General features: G+C 68.5%; 14 protein-coding genes. 10 read left to right on the forward strand and 4 right to left on the reverse strand.

Going from position 1 to position 18,791, the window contains the following annotated elements:
* The first annotated feature begins 165 nt into the window (after positions 1-165).
* Together H7F38_RS11165 and H7F38_RS11170 are read left to right on the forward strand one after the other, a co-directional pair.
* Positions 166-837: a response regulator transcription factor gene (locus H7F38_RS11165; protein WP_222618594.1), complete on the forward strand. Its 672-nt coding sequence runs from the start codon at positions 166-168 to the stop codon at positions 835-837.
* Between the two features lie 6 nt (positions 838-843).
* The gene (locus H7F38_RS11170; protein WP_187094117.1) at positions 844-2,190 is read left to right on the forward strand and encodes a HAMP domain-containing sensor histidine kinase; all 1,347 of its coding nucleotides are present in this window, start codon (positions 844-846) and stop codon (positions 2,188-2,190) included.
* On the opposite strand, the gene H7F38_RS11175 is transcribed toward H7F38_RS11170, so the two are convergent.
* Both H7F38_RS11175 and H7F38_RS26270 read right to left on the reverse strand, forming a co-directional pair.
* Positions 2,124-2,621: a GtrA family protein gene (locus H7F38_RS11175; protein ID WP_187094118.1), complete on the reverse strand. Its 498-nt coding sequence runs from the start codon at positions 2,619-2,621 to the stop codon at positions 2,124-2,126. The two genes, H7F38_RS11170 and H7F38_RS11175, sit on opposite strands and share 67 nt — an antisense overlap.
* A gap of 113 nt (positions 2,622-2,734) precedes the next feature.
* Positions 2,735-6,865, reverse strand: a complete 4,131-nt coding sequence (locus H7F38_RS26270) for a sigma-70 family RNA polymerase sigma factor (protein ID WP_187094119.1) — start codon at positions 6,863-6,865, stop codon at positions 2,735-2,737.
* Between the two features lie 418 nt (positions 6,866-7,283).
* Between H7F38_RS26270 and H7F38_RS11185 the strand changes: the two genes are divergently transcribed.
* From H7F38_RS11185 to purE, 3 genes are all read left to right on the forward strand, one after another.
* A complete protein-coding gene (locus H7F38_RS11185; protein WP_187094120.1) occupies positions 7,284-8,039 on the forward strand; it encodes a GGDEF domain-containing protein in 756 nt (251 codons plus the stop codon).
* A gap of 258 nt (positions 8,040-8,297) precedes the next feature.
* Entirely contained in the window at positions 8,298-9,602 is a 1,305-nt protein-coding gene (locus tag H7F38_RS11190; RefSeq protein ID WP_187094121.1) for a 5-(carboxyamino)imidazole ribonucleotide synthase, read from the forward strand.
* An 89-nt stretch (positions 9,603-9,691) separates the two neighbouring features.
* The gene (gene purE / locus H7F38_RS11195; protein WP_255498414.1) at positions 9,692-10,177 is read left to right on the forward strand and encodes a 5-(carboxyamino)imidazole ribonucleotide mutase; all 486 of its coding nucleotides are present in this window, start codon (positions 9,692-9,694) and stop codon (positions 10,175-10,177) included.
* A gap of 105 nt (positions 10,178-10,282) precedes the next feature.
* Here purE and H7F38_RS11200 read toward each other — a convergent pair whose 3' ends face one another.
* The gene (locus tag H7F38_RS11200) at positions 10,283-13,348 is read right to left on the reverse strand and encodes a S8 family peptidase (protein WP_187094123.1); all 3,066 of its coding nucleotides are present in this window, start codon (positions 13,346-13,348) and stop codon (positions 10,283-10,285) included.
* A gap of 585 nt (positions 13,349-13,933) precedes the next feature.
* Here H7F38_RS11200 and H7F38_RS11205 point away from each other — a divergent pair.
* The 4 genes from H7F38_RS11205 to H7F38_RS11220 all read left to right on the forward strand — a co-directional run bounded on the left by H7F38_RS11205 (position 13,934) and on the right by H7F38_RS11220 (position 17,006).
* Positions 13,934-14,260: a hypothetical protein gene (locus tag H7F38_RS11205; protein WP_187094124.1), complete on the forward strand. Its 327-nt coding sequence runs from the start codon at positions 13,934-13,936 to the stop codon at positions 14,258-14,260.
* A gap of 99 nt (positions 14,261-14,359) precedes the next feature.
* A complete protein-coding gene (locus tag H7F38_RS11210; protein WP_187094125.1) occupies positions 14,360-15,373 on the forward strand; it encodes an ATP-binding cassette domain-containing protein in 1,014 nt (337 codons plus the stop codon).
* Positions 15,370-16,221, forward strand: a complete 852-nt coding sequence (locus tag H7F38_RS11215; protein ID WP_222618595.1) for an ABC-2 family transporter protein — start codon at positions 15,370-15,372, stop codon at positions 16,219-16,221. Before H7F38_RS11210 ends, H7F38_RS11215 begins: the two co-directional genes overlap by 4 nt.
* A complete protein-coding gene (locus H7F38_RS11220) occupies positions 16,221-17,006 on the forward strand; it encodes an ABC transporter permease (RefSeq protein WP_187094126.1) in 786 nt (261 codons plus the stop codon). The genes H7F38_RS11215 and H7F38_RS11220 overlap by 1 nt, the downstream gene beginning before the upstream one ends.
* A gap of 28 nt (positions 17,007-17,034) precedes the next feature.
* On the opposite strand, the gene H7F38_RS11225 is transcribed toward H7F38_RS11220, so the two are convergent.
* Positions 17,035-17,481, reverse strand: coding sequence for a hypothetical protein (locus tag H7F38_RS11225; protein ID WP_187094127.1), 447 nt, complete (start codon positions 17,479-17,481; stop codon positions 17,035-17,037).
* Positions 17,482-17,632: 151 nt separating this feature from the next.
* On the opposite strand from H7F38_RS11225, the gene H7F38_RS11230 reads away from it, so the two are divergent.
* Complete coding sequence (locus H7F38_RS11230; protein ID WP_187094128.1) at positions 17,633-18,790, forward strand: acyl-CoA dehydrogenase family protein; 1,158 nt, start codon at positions 17,633-17,635, stop codon at positions 18,788-18,790.
* The last annotated feature ends 1 nt before the right edge of the window (position 18,791 follow it).

Consider the following 18,791-nt stretch of genomic DNA (forward strand, 5'->3'; position numbering starts at 1 on the left):
GATCACCGAAGGTCTGAGTACCCCGACTACCAGCGAGGATCACCTTCGGTATGGGCCTTTGTGCAACCCCCGTCCGCGGAGCACCGAGATCGGGTCGATTCGATCACCCCGGGGGCGACCTGACGTGACGCTCATTTGATGTGGTGTGGCCGTAGGGTGAGCCACGTGACCACCGTGCTGCTGGCCGAGGACGACTCGGCCATTTCGGATCCGCTCTCGCGCGCCCTCGAGCGGGAGGGGTACAAGGTGCTGGTCGCTGCCGACGGCAGCGCCGCCCTGTCCGCCGCCCTGTACAACGACATCAACCTGGTCATCCTGGATCTGGGTCTGCCGGGCACCGACGGCCTGGAGATCTGCCGTCGCATCCGCGAGGCCGGACGGGACGTCCTGGTGCTGATGCTGACCGCCCGCACCGACGAGGTGGACTTCATCGTCGGCCTCGACGCCGGTGCCGACGACTACGTCGGGAAGCCGTTCCGGCTGGCCGAACTGCTGGCCAGGGTGCGGGCGCTACTGCGTCGACGCGAGCCGGAGGTGCTCGAACTGGCCGGCGTCCGGATGGAGGCAAGGGCCCGTCGGGTGATCGTGGACGGCACCGAGGTGTCCCTGGCCAACAAGGAGTTCGAACTGTTGCGGGCCCTGATGACCAGAGCCGGCCAGGTCGTCCCGCGGGAGGACATCATCGACGAGGTCTGGCACGACCCGTCGTTGCTGTCGTCCAAGACGCTGGACATGCACATCTCCTGGCTGCGCCGGAAGCTGGCCGGCCCGAGCGGCGCCGTCGACCACCGGATCGCCACCGTCCGTGGCGTCGGATTCCGCTTCGACACGGACTGACCTGCGGTGCGCCGTCGTGTGCTGACGTCGATCCTGCTGGTCATCGCCGCCACCGTGGTCGCGCTCGGCGTGCCCCTGGCGATCGTGTCCTGGCGTCTGGTCGACGACCTGATGCATCAGGAACTGGCCGGTCGCCTCCAGTCCATGGAGGCCTCGATCACCGTGCGGTCAGAGGAGACCTCGCAGATCAACCTGTCCCGGCTGGAGGTGGCGATCCCGGAGGGCGGCCGGTTGGTCGTGCGCGAGAAGGGCCTCGTCGACCGTGCGATCGGCGCCGAACCGAGCCTTGACATGTACTCCGAGACGGTGGCACTGCCCGGCGGCGGTGAACTGGTGCTGTCGGTGCCGATGGACAAGTTGCGGGCCGAGCGGTGGCGGGCGCTGTTGCTCGTCGGAGCGGCGGTGCTGTTGTCCGTGCTGGTCGCGACCACCATCGCGCTCGTGCTGGCCCGACGACTTGCGACGCCGCTCAGCGACGTCGCGCGGCGGGCCGCGCGGCTCGGGTCGGGTGACTTCCGCACGGTGCGCCGGCGCTACGGCATCGCCGAGCTGGACCGCGTGGCCGACGTGCTCGATTCCTCGGCCACCGACATCGCGGCGCTGCTGAGCCGCGAACGGGACCTGGCCGGCGACATCTCCCACCAGTTGCGCACCCGGCTGACCGGGCTGCGGCTCCGGTTGGAGGAGATCGCGCTCAGTCCTGACCCGACGGTCGTGGCCGAGGTGCAGGCCGCGCTCGATCAGACCGACCGGCTGGTGACGGTGGTCGACGACCTGCTCACCAACGCCAGGTCGCAACGGGCGGCCGGTGCGACCGAACTGGATCTATCGGCCGAGTTGGACGATCTGGCCTCGGAGTGGGCGCCGAGAGTGGCCGCCGTCGGCCGGTCGCTGAAGGTCGCCTGTCCGGCTGACCTCTCGGTCCGGGTGACGTCGGTCCGGCTGCGGGAGGCTCTGGGTGCGTTGATCGAGAATGCCGTCCAGCACGGCGCCGGAGTGGTGCGGATCAACGTGCGACCGGGGCCGACGTCGACCGTCATCGAGGTGTCTGACGAGGGAGCCGGTGTCCCGGCGGCGCTGGTCGGGCACATCTTCGAACGGGGCATGTCGACTGCGTCGTCCACCGGCCTCGGCCTGGGCCTGGCCCGCGCGCTGATCGAGGCGGACGGGGGTCGTCTGGAGCTGCGCAGGGCGAGCCCACCGGTGTTCGGCATCTTCCTGGCCGCCGAGAATCGGGCGGATCCGGCGGGGTCCGCCCCGGTGGTGGAGCTGCCGGGAGCCCGTGGTCAGCGGGACTCGTCGACCTCCGCCGACACCGGGACCAGTTCGTCGGGGAAGACCCACCGGCGATAGGACCAATAGCGGAAGGCCATCGCGATCAGCGTGCCGATGATGTTCGCGGAGATGAAGTCCACGACCGTGACGGTCAGCCTGGCGTAGTGGGCGGGATTGATGTCGAAGACGTAGTGCGAGAGCCACAGCGGAACCAGGTTGAGCCCGAGCGCGATGCCGTTGAAGAGGAAGAACAGCATTGCTTCGTGATGACGTTCGCGCCCGCCCCGCCCGTTGAAGGACCACTCGCGGTTGAGGATGTAGCTCAGGATGGTCGAGACCAGCACCGAGATCAGCTTCGAGGTGATGACCTTGCCGTCCAGCACGGTGTGCGAGAGCAGGGTGAAGAGCCCGGTGTCCACGATCCACGAGGTCCCGCCCACCGCAAGGAACTTCGCCAGTTCGCGATGCTTCGGAGGCAGGATCTGCCGGACGCTGTCGATCGGATTCACCGGCCAAGTGTACGGGCCGCGGTGTGTTGTCCGTGCTGGTCAGACTGCCCGCTCGCCCGGCAGGATCTTACGCTCGGCTAACAGGGTGGGAGATGGTCGGCCGTGTCGACCGGCTACCCGGTCGCCGAGACGGTGGTCGTCACGGTGTTGGAGAGGGACCCGAGAGGATCGGTCGACGGTGGCCAGACGTAGGTCAACGCCGCATTGTCGCTGATGACCGTGCCGTCCGGGACGTCCGCGTCGACCGTCACCTTGAAGCTGGTCGTCGCGGATCGGCCCGGATCGATGGACGCGGCGATCGGCAATTGGGAGCCGGCAACCTCGGTGGTGTTGGCCGGGGCGGGATTCGTGACGACGACGTTGGCGGCGGCGTCACCACCGTTGTTCGTCACGGTGGTGCTGATCGTCAGCGTGTCACCCGGGCGGGCCGTGGCGTGCGACGGATTGGAATTGGTCACGGACGTGGCCGCGGTCAGGCAGGGGACGGTGCTGAAGGAGATGTCGTCCAGGAAGTTGCCGACGCTGGGGTCCCCGGAGGCGGTCGAAATCGCGACGAACTGGAATCGGGTCGATCTCTGGCCCGCCGGCACGATGTAGACGCCACTGTGCTGCACCCAGTCGACCGCATTGTCGGCGACCGCGGTGTTCGAGTCGGGGTGGAAGTAGGGCGCTGAAGCGCCGATCTGCACGGCCATCTTGTCGATGGTCACGTCGGCTTTGAGGCCGTCGAGGGCTCTGGCCCGATGCCAGATGGTCCAGCGCATCTGCTGGCCGGGCACCGTCCTGACGTCCTGGTAGAGAGCGCTCGCCTGTCTGGCATTGAGCTCGACCCACTGGCTGCCGCTATGGGCTGCCATGTCAACGCCGCCGTTGTTCCTTGCGATGCCTGCACCCGTGCGCCAGAACTCGATCATCTGGTCCGGCTCGGTGGTGTTCCAGGCCGTCGTGCTGGAGTTCTGGAACTTTCCGGCACCGGGACTGACCTGGGGCGTCTCGAAATCCCCTTGCAGCAGCGTGGCGGCCGGGCCGCAGGAGGTGGCGAGGGCCCGGACGGTCAGATCCGAGCCGGTGGTGACCGGGATCAGGCCTGCGGAGCCGGCCAGACGCAGGGACGGAAACGCCAGGGTGCCCTGTTTCGCGTCGGATGCTGTGTGCACCACCAGCTTCCAGGTCGTGGTGCCTCCGATACCGGGGGTACACACCGCCCCGACCAGGTTGACGGTGCAGTTGTCGCTCGCCGAGGCAGTGATGCTCACGCCTGGCCCGAGAGCCACCGGAACGGTGACCTTGCCTGGATTCGTGATGCCAGGTTTGACCGTTCCGACCAGGGTCAGCGACCCGTCGGTGCCCGCATTGAGACCCTGGATCCGAGCGGTGACCCCCTGGTAGCCGGTCAGCATCGGGTCGATGTCGAGCGTGTGGGCACCTGCCACGCCTGGAGTGGGACTCGACCCCACGGGCAGGGTGACCGGCCAGAGGGTTCCGCCGGTCGCATCCGGGGCGACGACCACCGTGAGGGGGAAGGTGGCCGAGCCGTTGTTGTCGGCCGGCGTGCAGGTCACCAGTGACCCCGCCGGCGACGCATTCGGCGTGAGCACGCACCCGGTCGGCAGGTTCGTCACGTCGATGGTCACGCCGGTCCCTTGCGTCAGGTCGACCGGGACCACGATCGGCCCGGAATCGATGACGCCGGGCAGCGGGTGGCCGAGCAGGGTGATGCTGGTCGTGGTGCCCTGGGCGAGCACGCCCGCCGGGTCCAGTTCGACCGGGTTGTCGGCCGTGTAGCCGCCGTTGGGACTGTCCGACACGTCGAGGGACCCGGTGATCAGCGAACGTCCGCCCTGATCGGTGGCGGGGGCGGTGGTGTCGGGCCCCGGGGTCGGGGTCGTGTCGACGGCGACGACCAGGTCGACCCCCGCGATGGCTGCGCCGGACGGACAGATCAGGGCGACAGTCCCGATGCTGCAACCTGTGCCGGCCTTCGCCGCCGGCGTTCCCGGGGCCAACCCGGTGATCGTCATTCCCGGAGCGATGGCCAGCGGAACGGACAACGTCCCTGCGTCCGTGACCTGGTCCACGGTCACGGCGGTCAGACGGGCGGTGGCGGTGGCGGCGCGTCCCAGTGGGTTGCTCGAGCTGAAGGAAACCGTCCGATAGCCGCTGGCCACCGTGAGGGGGACTTTGGTCGCGGCTCCCCCGTCGAAGGACACGGCGATGTCGGATTTGGCGACGGCGGTCGGATCGGCCGCAACGATGAAGGTCAGCGTCAGCGATTTGCCGGCGGCGACGGGTGGCAGCGTGCAGGTCATCGTCGACGCACCGGCGGCGGCACAGGTGTCGGACGCAACTCGGCTCGCGAACGCACCCGCACTGCTCCGCAGGGCCTGGCTGAGCGTGGGTTGCCCCAGCGTGACTCCGGGGGGAACGTTCACCTGCATCGTCAGGCCGGCCGCGGAGGGGCCGTCACCGCTGTTCGCGATCTGGAGCTTGAGCACGCCGAGGCCGCCGGCGACGCCGACACTCACGCTGCGGGTGTCGACCCCGATGATCGCCACGGGCGGGGGCGGCGGTGTGGTGGTGGGGCTGGTCGTGGTGGGGCTGGTCGTCGGGCTGGTGGTGGTGGTGCCGGTGGTCGCGCCGGTCGTGGTGGGGCCGGTCGTGGTCGGGCCGGTGGTGCTGGGGGTCGTGGTTCCGGGCGTGGTGGTGCCAGATGTGTTGGTGCTCGTGCTGGTGCTTGTGCTGGTGCCGGGCGTCGAGCTCGGACCGGAGGTCTGGGAAGTTCCGGTCACACCGGAGTCGGTCGGCGTGGCGCCGGAGCCGTTCGCCGGCGAGGTTCCCGACGGTCCGGTCAGGGCCGTCGCGCCGGCGTTGCCCTCGGTGTTCGGGACGGTCGGCGTGATGGCGATGGTGGGCGTCGTCGCCGGGATCACGATGATGGGGAGGCCGCCGGTCCCGCCGACACCACCCGAGCCTCCGGTCCCGCCTGCACCGCCTGCACCGCCCGAGCCCGCTCCGGCCGGACCCGTGGACCCGGCGGTTGCGCCGGGACCCGTCGTCGTCCCACCCGTCCTCGTCCCGCCCGTCGCAGTTCCGCCGACCGCAGCCCCGCCGTTCCCACCGTTGGCCGTTCCGCCCCCGCCTGACGCACCACCGCCGGTCCCGCCGGGACCGGCGACGGGTCCACTGGTCAGGGCACTGACCCCGCTGGTCCCGGCCGCGGCCGTCGACGGCGCGGAATGGCCGCTGGTCAACGCGATGGTGATGGCGGCCACGGCGACCGCGGCCGCCGCGGCCACCCCGGCGGCGACGGCTCCGGGCCCGAGGCTCCCGATCTTGGCCAGACCCGCAGCGGCGTGTCCGGCGATGCCCTTCCCGCCGGCGACAGCGGCCTTGCCTCCGACGGCGGCGACCTTCCCGCCGGTCAGCACCCCCAACTGGGCAAGGGGTGCGACCGGTCCCAGGGTGGACAGATATCCAGCGGCGGCCCCGCCGAGCAGCAGCGGCGCCAGCAGGCCGCGGAGGCCGGTGTTGATCTCGGAGAGCTCGGCAGCCAGCGCCGGGCAACGGCGGCACTCCTCGAGATGGGCATCGACCTGGGCCTTCTCACGTTTGGACAACCCTCCGCGGGTCCAGGCCCCGAGGCGGTCGACCGTGGTACGACAGCGTTCGGCGGCCGTCTCCGCGAGATGGGCCTGCAGGTAGGCCTCGCGCAGACCCTCCCTGGCCCGGAAGGCGAGGGACGAGACGGCATTGGGAGCCATCCCCAGCAGCACTCCGACCTCGGCGGCCGACTGTCCTTCGACCTGCATGTGCCACAGCACTGTCTGCCAACGTTCGGGCAGCCCGGCGAAGGCTTTCCCGATCAGCCCCTTCTCCAGATCGGCGATGATCGGGTCGTCACCCTCGACCGCGACGTCGTGCCGTTCCATGTCATCGCTGAACTGCAGCCGCTTGTCCTTGCGGGTGCGGTCGTAGGCGGTGTTGCGAAGTGTGGTGAACAGGTAGGCGCGGAACGCGGTGTCGGGGCCTTTGCTCTCCAGCATTCCGTCCAGCACGCGGGCGAACGCTTCGGACACCAGGTCGTCGGCCTCGGTCGGCGACCGGGAGAACTGCCGGGCGAGCGCGAGCGCCGCACCGGCATGCCGTGCGTACAGATCGCCGAAGGCGGAACGGTCACCCGCACGCACACGCGTGATCAGCTCGGCGTCGCTCGCCAGCTGTGCGTGGTCCTCGACGGGCGGCACGTTCGTTCTCCTTGCTCTGGCTGGATCTCTGGTTCTGGCTGGATCTCTGGTTCTGGCTTGACCTCGGTGTGGAGCTCTGCTCGACGACTACGCAGCGATCATGCCGAGAAGGGACCTGGCACGTTCGGGGGGGCCGTCTTCTCCCTATTGTGACGGCTGTTGCCTGATTTTCTCACGCAGTGAGCCGGATTTATCACTGAGCGTGAATCGAAGGGAGGCTTCGACCAACCCTCTCCGGCGAAGAATCACTGAGCGTGACCGCTGCAGGGTTCAGGAGAGCCGAGGTGCTCGCAGTCGATCGAAAAGAGTGTGAAATTTCCGCGTGATGCTTCGTTACCTCGGGCGTCTCATCCTCGAGAGCACCGGCCGTGACCCGTTCGGATCATCGGAAGTTGCACCAGGCGCGAGAGGAGAGACCGTGGCCAACCGCTTTCCGGTCGTGATGAGGTCCAGTACCCAACTCTGCCATGAATGGAAGGAAAGATCTTCGGCTTACGGATGGGCGTTTCCCTCCGATTGGCATGTTCCCGCGGTCGACGCGGTCTGCGACGCGATCACGGCCGACGCCGATGTCTGGGCGGCGGCCGAACGGTTGGGACGCAAGCGGGCCGCTGCCGGGGTGTCGCTCGCGGAAACCCTCGTCGACATCGACGGTCTGGCTGCGGTCGCCCCGAGCCGTTACACCGAGCCCCTGCGTCGAGCAGTATCGCTCGGTTGGGCCGATCGGATCACGGCGCCGCCCTCGACGGTGGCCGATCCGCTGACCGGACTCGTCACCCCCGAGTACCTCAACATCCGTCTCGGCGAGTCGTACCGGGCGGCGGAGGTACGGGGTGAATGTGTGTCGGTCAGGTCCGCGCTGGTGGTGATCCGGCTCGACCTGAGCAGCCGGACCGGATGGCAGCGCACGCTCCCGATGATCCTGGTCGGCGACGCCATGCGCCGGGTGTTCGATGCCGGTCAGAGCCTGGCCCTGCTGGGCGATGCGGTGGCGGTCGCGCTGTCCGATCGGGACAACATGCTCGCCCGTCGTGCGCGGCTGCTCTGCTCGATGATCACCCACCAGATCGAACTGGACCCCGAGGTCTCCGTCCCGCCGCCGTCCGTCTGGATTGAGACGTTGCCCCGGAAGTATTCCACCGCAGTGGATCTGATGGCCGAACTCGGACGGTAGGCCCCCAGGACGACGTCGCCGGCCTCACCGCCGGCGGCGAGAGACTCGCCGGATCCTGCGTGGCCCGACACCCGCTCGGTCCGGCGACCAGAGTGCCCCCGCAACTCCCCGACGATTGCGGGGGCACTTCTGCGTCCCGACCCGATGCGGTGCGGCGCAGGGCGTCAGAGGTGTCGTCGGGAATTCGGGGTGTGATCCTGGGCCGTTTCGTGGGCGTCGGGCAGGTCCACCTCCCGGGAACGGCTACTGTCGTCCCTCGTGGATCCCCGGACAGGTATGCCCCGGGTCGGCATGGTCGGCGGCGGGCAGTTGGCCCGGATGACGCACCAGTCGGCCATCGCTCTCGGCCAGAGCCTACGAGTGCTCTCCATCGGTGCCGACGAATCCGCCGCGTTGGTCACGCCGGACGTCGAGATCGGCTCCCACCTCGACCTCGACGCCCTGACCCGTTTCGCCGAGGGCTGCGATGTGGTGACCTTCGATCACGAGCACGTCCCGACCGAGCACATCCGCTCGCTGGTGGCGGCCGGGCACGCCGTCCATCCCGGCGCCGACGCCCTGCAGTATGCGCAGGACAAGGCTTTGATGCGGCACCGGTTGGCGGCGTCCGGTCTGCCGGTCCCGCCGCACCGGGTACTCGAGCCCGACTCCGATCTGGTGGCGGCGGCGATCGATTTCGGCGCTACCCACGGTTGGCCGGTGGTCGTCAAGACCGCGCGCGGCGGATACGACGGACGGGGGGTCTGGGTGCTGGACGACGTCCCGGCCGTCGAGGCGGTCGCCGCCGAGCTGAACGGGCACCTGTTGCTGGAGTCGTTCGTCGTCATGAAGCGCGAACTGGCCGCCGTCGTGGCCCGGTCGCCGTTCGGCCAGGCCGCCGCGTGGCCGGTCGTGGAGACCGTGCAGACCGACGGCATCTGCGTCGAGGTCATCGCCCCGGCACCGGGTCTGGATCCGGACGTGGCGGCGAAGGCGTCGGAGCTGGCCCTGCGGATCGCGGGTGAGCTGGGGGTGGTCGGGGTGCTGGCCGTCGAACTGTTCGAGACCGAGGTGTCGGCCGACGCGCCCGACGGACTGCTGATCAACGAGCTGGCCATGCGGCCGCACAATTCCGGTCACTGGTCGATGGACGGGGCTGTGACCAGCCAGTTCGAGCAGCACCTGCGTGCGGTGCTGGACTATCCCCTCGGGCGGACCGATGCTCTGGCCCCCTTCACGGTGATGGGCAACGTGCTGGGCGGACCGGACTCCGGCCCCGGGTCGGAGGTCGGCATGGACGAGCGCGTCCACCACCTGGCGGCAAGGTTCCCGCAGGTCAAGATCCACCTGTACGGCAAGGCCTTTCGCCCGGGACGCAAACTGGGCCACGTCAACGTGCTCGGCTCCGATCTGCCGGAGCTCCGGCGGATCGCGACCCTGTCGGCCTCCTGGCTCGGGACGGGGATCTGGGACGACGGTTACGAGATCCACACCGGTGCAGCCGTTCCGGAGCCGGTGGACCGATCGGGTACCGCGAGCGCATCAGACCAACGCATGCCCGATCCGACGACAAGGGTTTCCTGATGACCAACGCAGCCGATGAGCCCGGTACTCCGGAGACCGGGAGTACGGAGACCGGAACTCCGGTCAGCACACCGATCGTCGGTCTGATCATGGGCAGCGACTCGGACTGGCCGGTGATGTCCGGTGCCGGCGAGATCCTGGACGATTTCGGCATCGACTACGAGGTCGGTGTCATCTCGGCGCACCGCACACCGGCCCGGATGTTGGACTACGCACAGTCGGCCGCCGGGCGTGGCCTTCGGGTGATCATCGCCGGCGCCGGTGGTGCCGCCCATCTCCCGGGCATGGTGGCGTCGGCCACGGTACTGCCGGTGATCGGTGTGCCGGTTCCGCTGTCGACCCTGGACGGAATGGACTCGCTGCTCTCCATCGTCCAGATGCCGGCGGGCATCCCGGTGGCGACGGTGTCCATCGGAGGCGCCCGCAATGCCGGTCTGCTCACCGTCCGGATGCTGGCGTCGGCCCCTGATTTTCTCGGCCGCGCCCTCCAGGACCGTCTGTCCGCCTACTCGGACGACCTCCAGGCCATGGTGCTGGCCAAGGACCGGGCGCTGCGCGAGCGCACCGGCCACTGATCTGCCGGCCGGCCGACGCTGCCTCGTAGTACGGCGAGGCCGCTGGTATGACGCGCGAGCGTCATACCAGCGGCACTCCGGTACTACGAGTCGCCCTGCAGGAGACTACTTCGTGGGGTTGCCCTGGACCACGGTGCCGGAGCCGTCCACGTACTGGACCCAGCCCAGGTAGGCGGTGCCGGCGTCCAGACCGGTGGCGGTGGCCTTCACGGGCAGGGTCTGACCGCCGGTGGTGCTCGCGTTCGCCGGCGTCACGGTGAACGTACCGACGTTCGGGTTGGCACCGACCTCGAAGTCCCGGAAGGAGAACGGGGTCGACGTGGTGCCCGCCGCGTCCTGGTATCCGGAGACGACGGCGAGGTAGCTGCCGGCCGCCGGTGCCTTCAGGTCGACCGTCTCGTCGGACAGCGACGTGGCCGAGGTACCGACCGGCGTCGCAATGCCACCGCTGATCGAGTAGACGGTGAGGTCGATGTCCTGCAGACCGTTGTCACTGGCCACCTTCGTCGCGAACCGTGCGAACTTGGTGCCAGCGGCGACGGTGACCGGGAACTGCCGGGTGGTGGTGGCGGTGACCGAGGAAGCCGCCTGGTGCCCGGCGGTCAGGCCGTAGCCGGTGATCGGGAACGCACCGTTGATCCCGGACCTGACCTTCCAGCTCACGCTGCCCGCCGTACCGGTGATGTCCACCGTGTCAGCGAAGCTGTGCAGCGCCACCGGTTCCAGCGCGATCGGGCTGCGGACCGAGGTGTTGGCGCCGCTCCAGGTGAGGAATCCGGTGGCGTACCTGCCCACCGGTGCGGTCGTCCTGGTCATGGTCACCTTGAACGACTTGACCTGCCCGACGGCGTTCATCGAGAGGATCGACGGGGTGACGGTGACCTTGAAGCCGGGAACCGAGGCCTTGGCGGAGTACAGGCCGGCCTTGACGGCCGTCACCTTGCGGGTGACGGTCAGTGTCGAGACCAGGGCGCCGGAAGCGATCGAAGCCTGGTTGTACTCCGACGCGGCAACGGCCGGGACGCCGGTGCCGGTGTCGTAGCCGAGCCCTTCCAGGTAGGACAGCCAGTCCTGTGCGCCGGCGTCGTAGACCAGGGCCGGGTTGAACATCGCCGAGGGGTGGACCTCACCGGCGCCCTGGGCGAACGGATCTGTGTTGGTGCTGCCGTCCGCGTTCTTGGTGTCGACCGCCGTCGTCATCAGGGCCGACTTGATCTCCATCGGCGACCAGGTCGGGTGCTTCTGGACGTAGAGCGCGGCCAGGCCCGCGATGTGCGGAGCGGCCATCGAGGTACCGGAGAGGAAGTCGAAGTTCCGGCCGCCGTCCAGGGTGGGCGAGATCGATGCGAGGATGCCGACGCCCGGGGCGGCGATGTCCGGCTTGAGGATGTCCCCGTTGGAGGAGAGCGACGGGCCGCGCGAGGAGAAGCCGGCGACCTGCGGATACGGGGTGGTCACCGGACTCGTGTTGCCCGGCACCAGCGTGGCGGTGGCGCCGGCGGTGGCGGCGTACGCCTTGGCCAGGAGTCCGACGTCGGAATCGAGGTGCACGGTCGGGACGGTGTGGAGGTCCGCGTCGGTGTCGGACGGGGCCAGGTTGACCAGCACCATGCCGACGCCGCCGGCCCGCTTGACCTCTGCGGACTTGGCGACGCGATCGACGACGCCGCGGTCGCACTCGACGATCTTGCCGGCGACGAGCGTCGGGTCGAGCGTGCCGGGCGTGCATCGTGCGGCGTCCGTGGCGGCAGCGGCCGCCAGCTTGACCGAGGTCGCGGTGACGAACGGCTGCGGCCCGACCGACTTGACGACGGTGGTGCTGACGCCCGCATACCTGCTGCCGTTGCCCAGGACGACGGTGCCCTCGTACGGCTTGAGCGTGCTCGCCGCGACGGTGGTCACCCACGGAGAGGTGTTGTCCATCGTCGACGCGCCCGGACCGCTGTTGCCGGCGGAGGCGGAGACGAAGATCCCGGCCGAGGCGGCCGAGAGGAACGCCAGTTGGATCGGGTCGACGGGGAGGGACTCCGAGGAGCTGCCGACCGAGTAGTTGATGACGTCCACCCCGTCGGCGACCGCCTGATCGATGGCCGCCACGATGTCGGAGGTGGTGCCGCCGCTCTGGGAGGCGATGCTGCTGGTCCAGAGCGCCTTGTAGACGGCGATGGAGGCAGCGGGGGCGACACCGGAGATCTTGCCGAAGTCGACGTTGTCGATGCTGGCCTGGACACCGTTGTCGCCGGCGGCGGTGGAGGCGGTGTGGGTGCCGTGACCCTCGCCGTCGAGCGGCGAGATGAAGTCCTGCAGGTTGGACCCGGCCGAGGCGATGAAGGAGTCACCGAAGTAGCGGGCGCTGATCAGCTTGGTGTTGCAGTCGCTCGCGGTGAAACCGTCGCCGGTCTCGCAGACGCCGGTGAAGGTGCCGCCGTTGACCTTCTGCATGACGACCTGCGAGCCGCTCCTGTAGGCGAGATACGGATCCGTCGCGGAGGGGGAGTTGCCGAGCTTCCGGCCCGCGAACGATGCGGACTGCGGGTAGATCCCGGTGTCGATGACGCCGACGACCACGCCCTTGCCTGCGGTCTTGGCGCCACCGAGGCCGGCCCAGACACCGCTGGTTCCGGCCAGCTTGAGGAAGTCGTAGTCGACCTTGTCGTCGGTCGTGTGGCGGAGCGTGTCCTTGGCGACGGCGAGCACCCCTGGGGTGCGTGCCAGCCTGGTGGCCTGCGCGGAGGTCAGGGTGGCACTGAATCCGTTCAGCGAGACGGTGTACTTCTGCTTCTGGCTGGCCCCGACCGAGGAGGCGATCTTGTTCTGGTCGGCCGTCAGGACGGACGCGTACCGTCGCGCCGCGGCACTGGTGACCTCGACCTTCCTGCCCGACTTCGGCTTCGTGGCCGGGATGTTGTCGGTACCGCCCGCGTAGGACGCCACCGGTGCCTTGGCCAGTACGACGACGTACTTGCCCGCGGAGTAGGTGGCCGTGGGGACGGACCCGTCCGGGCCGAGCGGCACCGGGGTGCCCTGCACGGCAGACGAGGACGCCACACCCTGGGCCGCCGGACCGGAAGCGGGTTGCGCTCCGGCAGGCAGGACGGATGCGGCGACGAGAGCGCCGACGGCGAGTGTGACGACGATCGGTCGTCTCGCCTTCGTCAGCGAGTTGAACATGTGACCTCCAGGCCGGGGAACACGGATGACACCCGATCGGGTGCCCTGGGGAGAGTGGAGCCGGAGTCCCGGAGATCGCTGGCTGACGAGTCCGGGTCGGAGCGTGGGTCCGCCGCAGAGTTGCCCCACGGAGTTGTCCCCGCGGAGCCGCCCCGTCCGGCCCCCTGGATCTGCACCGTCGGAACGGCCCGGAGGCCGGTCAGTTCGACGAGATCTGACCAGAGACCTCGCCACCGGACCCCGCCGCCAGAACTCGCCGGGAGGTCTGGCTGTGCGACACCTGTGGTGGACCCAGGGCCATCCTCACCCGGCCCGGCAGCCTTGGCAACCACCCGGGTCGTTATCCGGGCGAAATGGCATCGGGTAATCCTCGGGTAATACTCGTAAAACGCGAGAGGTAGCGACGGTAATCACCCGATCGGTGCACGAAATGGTGCACGCGATGCTCGATTCTCGGCGATTCGCTGGCGCAGGTTGGGCTGATCGGTCAGAATGAGTTCATCGAAGAGCTAATCCGGATTCGGGTGCGATGACGGTCCATCCAGCCCAGAATGTGCCATTTCTGCTGAGCGTCAGGAGGTTTCGATGGGTGAATCGGACAAACCGGAGACCCGGCGTGTCGGCGCCATTCCCCCCTCGGTGCTCGCCCGGCTGACCGTCACGGAAGAGCCGCCGAAGCCTCAGACGCTGCTGGGCGTCGTGCGGGAGGGGGTGGAGCGGGGTGCGGTCGTCCTGCTGGATGATCGCGGAGGACTGCTCGCCCAGTTGATGGGCGGTGATCCCGCGGTGCTCGCCGATGGTTCGCGTGTCGAAGTCGCCGGGGTCTTCCGGCGTGACCTGTCGACGACCGCGCAGCAGGGACCGCCGTTCCAGGTGTGGTCTGCGAAAGCAGCGGCCGACGGGGACGGCTGATATCCGCTGGCCCACCGGGCCGCGGGCTGAAAGGGTGTGCGGGGAGAGCAACCGGGATGGCCCGGCCGGGTCTCCCCTGGCCGAGGAGGGGCTGCGCGGATGCAGGGTGGGGAACCGGCCATCGAGCTGGATGCACTGATCAAGAGTTTCCAGGTACCGGAGCGGGAGGCCGGACTGGGCGCTGCGCTGAAGAGTCTGGTGCACCGTCGGACGAAGACGGTCACTGCCGTCGGCGGGATCAGCCTGACGATCGATCCCGGCGAGGTGATCGGCTTTCTCGGGCCGAACGGAGCGGGCAAGACGACCACGCTGAAGGTGTTGTCCGGCCTGCTGTTCCCGACCTCGGGGCGGGTGCGGGTGCTCGGTTACGAGCCGCAGCGCCGGCAGCGGGAGTTCCTCCGCAAGATCGCGCTGGTGATGGGCAACCGCAACCAGCTCCAGTGGGACATCCCGGCCTCGGACTCCTTCGAGCTGAACCGCGCCGTCTACCAGATTCCTCCCGGGCAGTTCCGCCGGACCCGCGAAGAGTTGGTCGAACTGCTGGACGTCGGCGACCTGGTGCGCAAGCCGGTCCGGACCCTGTCGCTCGGCGAGCGGATGAAGGTGGAGATCGTGGGGTCCCTGCTGCATCTGCCGAGCGTGCTGTTCCTGGACGAGCCGACGATCGGGCTCGACGTCGTCATGCAGAAGCGGATCAGGTCGTTCATCGCAAACTACAACGTGCGATACGGCGCGACGGTGGTGCTGACCAGCCACTACATGGCCGACGTCCAGGCGCTGGCCCGCCGGGTGGTGGTGATCCACCACGGTCGGCTGCTCTTCGACGGGCAACTCGCGCAGCTGGCGGAGGACTTCGCCTCCTACAAGACGATCGAGGTCACCCTGGAGAGCGCCTGCGACCTCTCCCGCTACGGCGAGGTGGTCGGGCAGGATGCCGAGAAGGTGACCCTGCGGGTGGCCAAGGCCGACACCGCCGCGGTGACGGCGGCCCTGCTGGCCGATCATGCGGTGCTGGACCTGACGGTCGAGGATCCGCCGATCGACGACGTCATCGAGATGGTCTTCGCCCAGCAGCCCGATGTCGACCAGGCGCCGGACCCGGCCCCGCGGTGAGCGTGCCGCCACCCCTGGAGGGGCTGACCAGGGAGCCCGGTCGGGTGCGTTCGATGGCCGACTTCTACCTGACGACGATGAAGTCCGCTCTCATCACCGAGTTCCAGTACCGGATGGGCAACTACCTCTACATGATCGGGATGATCGCGGAACCCGTGATCTACCTGGTGATCTGGACGACGGTGGCGCGTCAGGCCGGCGGTTCGGTGGCCGGGCTGAGCGTCGGCAACCTGGCCGCCTACTACATCGTCTGGACGCTGGTCCGGAACATGAACATCGTCTTCACCCCGTACGGCTGGGAACGGCGGATCAGGTCCGGCGAGATGTCCGGGGCCCTGCTGCGGCCGATCCATCCGATCCATCACGACATCGCCTACTTCGCCGGCTGGAAATTCGTGGTGATCCTGTTCTGGATCCCGATCGCCCTGGTCCTGTCGCTCGTCTTCAGGCCCACCCTGGATCCTGACGTCGCCCAGATCGTGGTGTTCGTCATCGCCATCTGGGCGGCGTTCCTGATCAGGACGCTGTTCTTGTGGGTGTTGGGAATGGTGTCGTTCTGGACCACCAGGGTCGGTGCGCTCTACCAGCTGTACTTCGCCGTGGAACTCCTGCTGTCCGGCCGGTTGGTGCCGCTGCAGATCATGCCGGGGTGGGTGCGCGCGCTGGCCCACTTCCTGCCGTTCGCCTCGACGTTCGGCTTCCCGATCCAGGCACTGACCGGCCCGATCAGCACCGCCGCGCTGTGGAGCGGGCTGGCCGAGCAGTTCGGATGGATCGGCATCGGGTCCCTGCTGGTCGCGGTGGTCTGGAAACGGGCCGTCCGGCGTTACACCGCGGTCGGCAACTGATGAGATCCCTGGCGGTGGTCCGTCTGCTGCTGCGGATGAGCATCCTCAACGAGCTGCAGTACCGGGTCAACTTCTTCCTGTCGGTGTTCCAGTCGCTGCTCGCCCTGGGGACCGGCCTGGCCACCGTTGCCCTCGTGTTCGGTCAGGTCGACCGCCTGGACGGGTGGAGCCACCCCGAACTGCTGCTGGTGATGGGAGTCTTCACGCTGATCGGCGGGATCGTGCAGGCCGTCATCCAACCGAACATGACGATGTTGATGGAAGACATCAGGAACGGCACGTTCGACTTCGTGCTGACCAAACCGGTGGGCGCGCAGCTGTTCGCGAGCGCCAGGTCGGTGCAGATCTGGCAGGCCACCGACATCTTGGCCGGGTTGGTGGTGATCATCGTCGCCATCGGGCAGCTGGGTCGGCGGCTGAGCATCGGCTCGATCCTCGCGTTCGTCGCGATGCTGGTCGTCGGCACGGTGATCATCTACTGCTTCTGGATGCTGCTGACCATCACCGCGTTCTGGGTGGTGCAGGTCGAGCAGATCGTCGAGCTCTTCGAGGGGTTCTTCCAGGCCGGTCGCTGGCCGATCAGCATCTACCCGGGCTGGTTGCGGATCGGTCTGACCTTCGTGGTTCCGATCGGGTTCGCGGTGACGGTCCCGGCGCAGGCCCTCACCGGACGGTCGAGCGGCGGAACCTGGGTCCTGGCCGTAGGGCTCGCGGTGGTGCTGTCCGTCGCCACCCGCTGGTACTTCCGCCGTGGGCTGCGCCGCTACTCCGGCGCCTCGTCCTGAGCGGAATCCCGCCGGTGGTTTTGTGATGTCAGCGGGTCTGCAGCACCAGCATGAACTGTCCGCCGCCGGACTCGGCGGTGGCGGTGACGTCCAGTTCGGGGGCCAGCCGGGAGAGTCGGTCGACCAGCCACCTGCCGGCCTCCTGGGCGTCCGCCTGGGTGGGGCAGCGGGCGACCACCTCGCGACCGCCCTTGCGGCCCAGTCTCTCCACCACCCCGATGATCGGCGCCGGTTCGATGACGAACAGCCGATCCGGCCACGGCACCACGGGTTTGACGGCGCCCTTCCTGGTGTTGCAGGCGCGATGGGCCAGCCGCTCGGGTCCCGGCTTGCTCTTCCCGTTCCTGCCGGCGGTGTTGATGCTGTCGATGCTCGGTCCGCGGCCGTCGTTCACCGACTTGTTCGCATCGACCGGCTCGTCGCACAACCAGCAGCGCCACGACTCGCGGTCGCCGACCTCGTCCAGTCGACTCATCGGGCACCGTCGGTCGGTCGGTCGTTCCGTACTGCGGTGATCATCACGGTGACGCTACCGTGGAGCAGCCGGCCGGTCAGGACTAGAGTACGAAGTTACTGACCAGTAGCAAAGAGGCTGCGCTGGCACGAACACCACTGGGACCAGGCCGATGAGCACAGTAGACACCGACATGTTCAGCCTTTCCGAAGACCACCGCGCCATCCGCGAGGCGGTCCGGGAGATCGCCGAGCGCGAGATCCAGCCCTGGGCCGCGGAGGTGGACGAGAACGAGCGCTACCCGATCGAGGCCCAGAAGGCGCTGGACACCTCGGGTTTCAACGCCGTGCACATCCCAGAGGCCTACGAGGGGGCCGGCGCCGACGCGGTGGCCACCGTCATCGTGATCGAAGAGGTCGCGCGGGTCTGTGCTTCCTCGTCGCTGATCCCGGCCGTCAACAAGCTCGGGTCGATGCCCATCATCCTGTCGGCCTCGGAAGAGCTGAAGAAGCAGGTGCTGCCCTCGATCGCATCCGGCGAGGCGATGATCTCCTACGCGCTTTCCGAGCGCGAGGCCGGCAGTGATGCGGCCGCGATGCGGACCAGGGCCAAGGCCGACGGCGACGACTGGATCCTGAACGGGACGAAGTGCTGGATCACCAACGCGGGCGTCTCGACCTGGTACACGGTGATGGCGGTGACGGACCCCGACAAGAAGGCCAACGGCATCAGCGCGTTCGTGGTGCACAAGGACGACCCGGGCTTCGTGGTCGGCACCAAGGAGCGCAAGCTCGGCATCAAGGGTTCGCCGACGCGCGAGATCCACTTCGAGAACTGCCGGATCCCTGGCGACCGGATCATCGGCGCGCCGGGCACCGGGTTCAAGACGGCGCTCCTGACGCTCGATCACACCCGCCCGACGATCGGCGCGCAGGCCGTCGGCATCGCGCAGGGCGCACTGGACGTGGCGGTGGCCTACGTCAAGGAGCGCAAGCAGTTCGGCAAGAAGCTGGCCGAGTTCCAGGGCCTGCAGTTCATGATCGCGGACATGGCGATGGAGATCGAGGCGGCCCGCACGTTGATCTACCAGTCGGCCGCAGCCAGCGAGCGGGGCGATGCCAACAAGGGGTTCCTGGCCTCGGCGTCCAAGTGCTTCGCCTCCGATGTGGCGATGAAGGTGACCGTGGATGCCGTGCAGCTGCTCGGCGGAGCCGGCTACACCCGTGACTTCCCGGTCGAGCGGATGATGCGCGACGCCAAGATCACCCAGATCTACGAGGGCACCAACCAGGTGCAGCGACTGGTGATGGCGCGGTCGCTGCTGCGCTAGC

The organism is Nakamurella sp. PAMC28650 (assembly GCF_014303395.1).
Taxonomy (GTDB): domain Bacteria; phylum Actinomycetota; class Actinomycetes; order Mycobacteriales; family Nakamurellaceae; genus Nakamurella.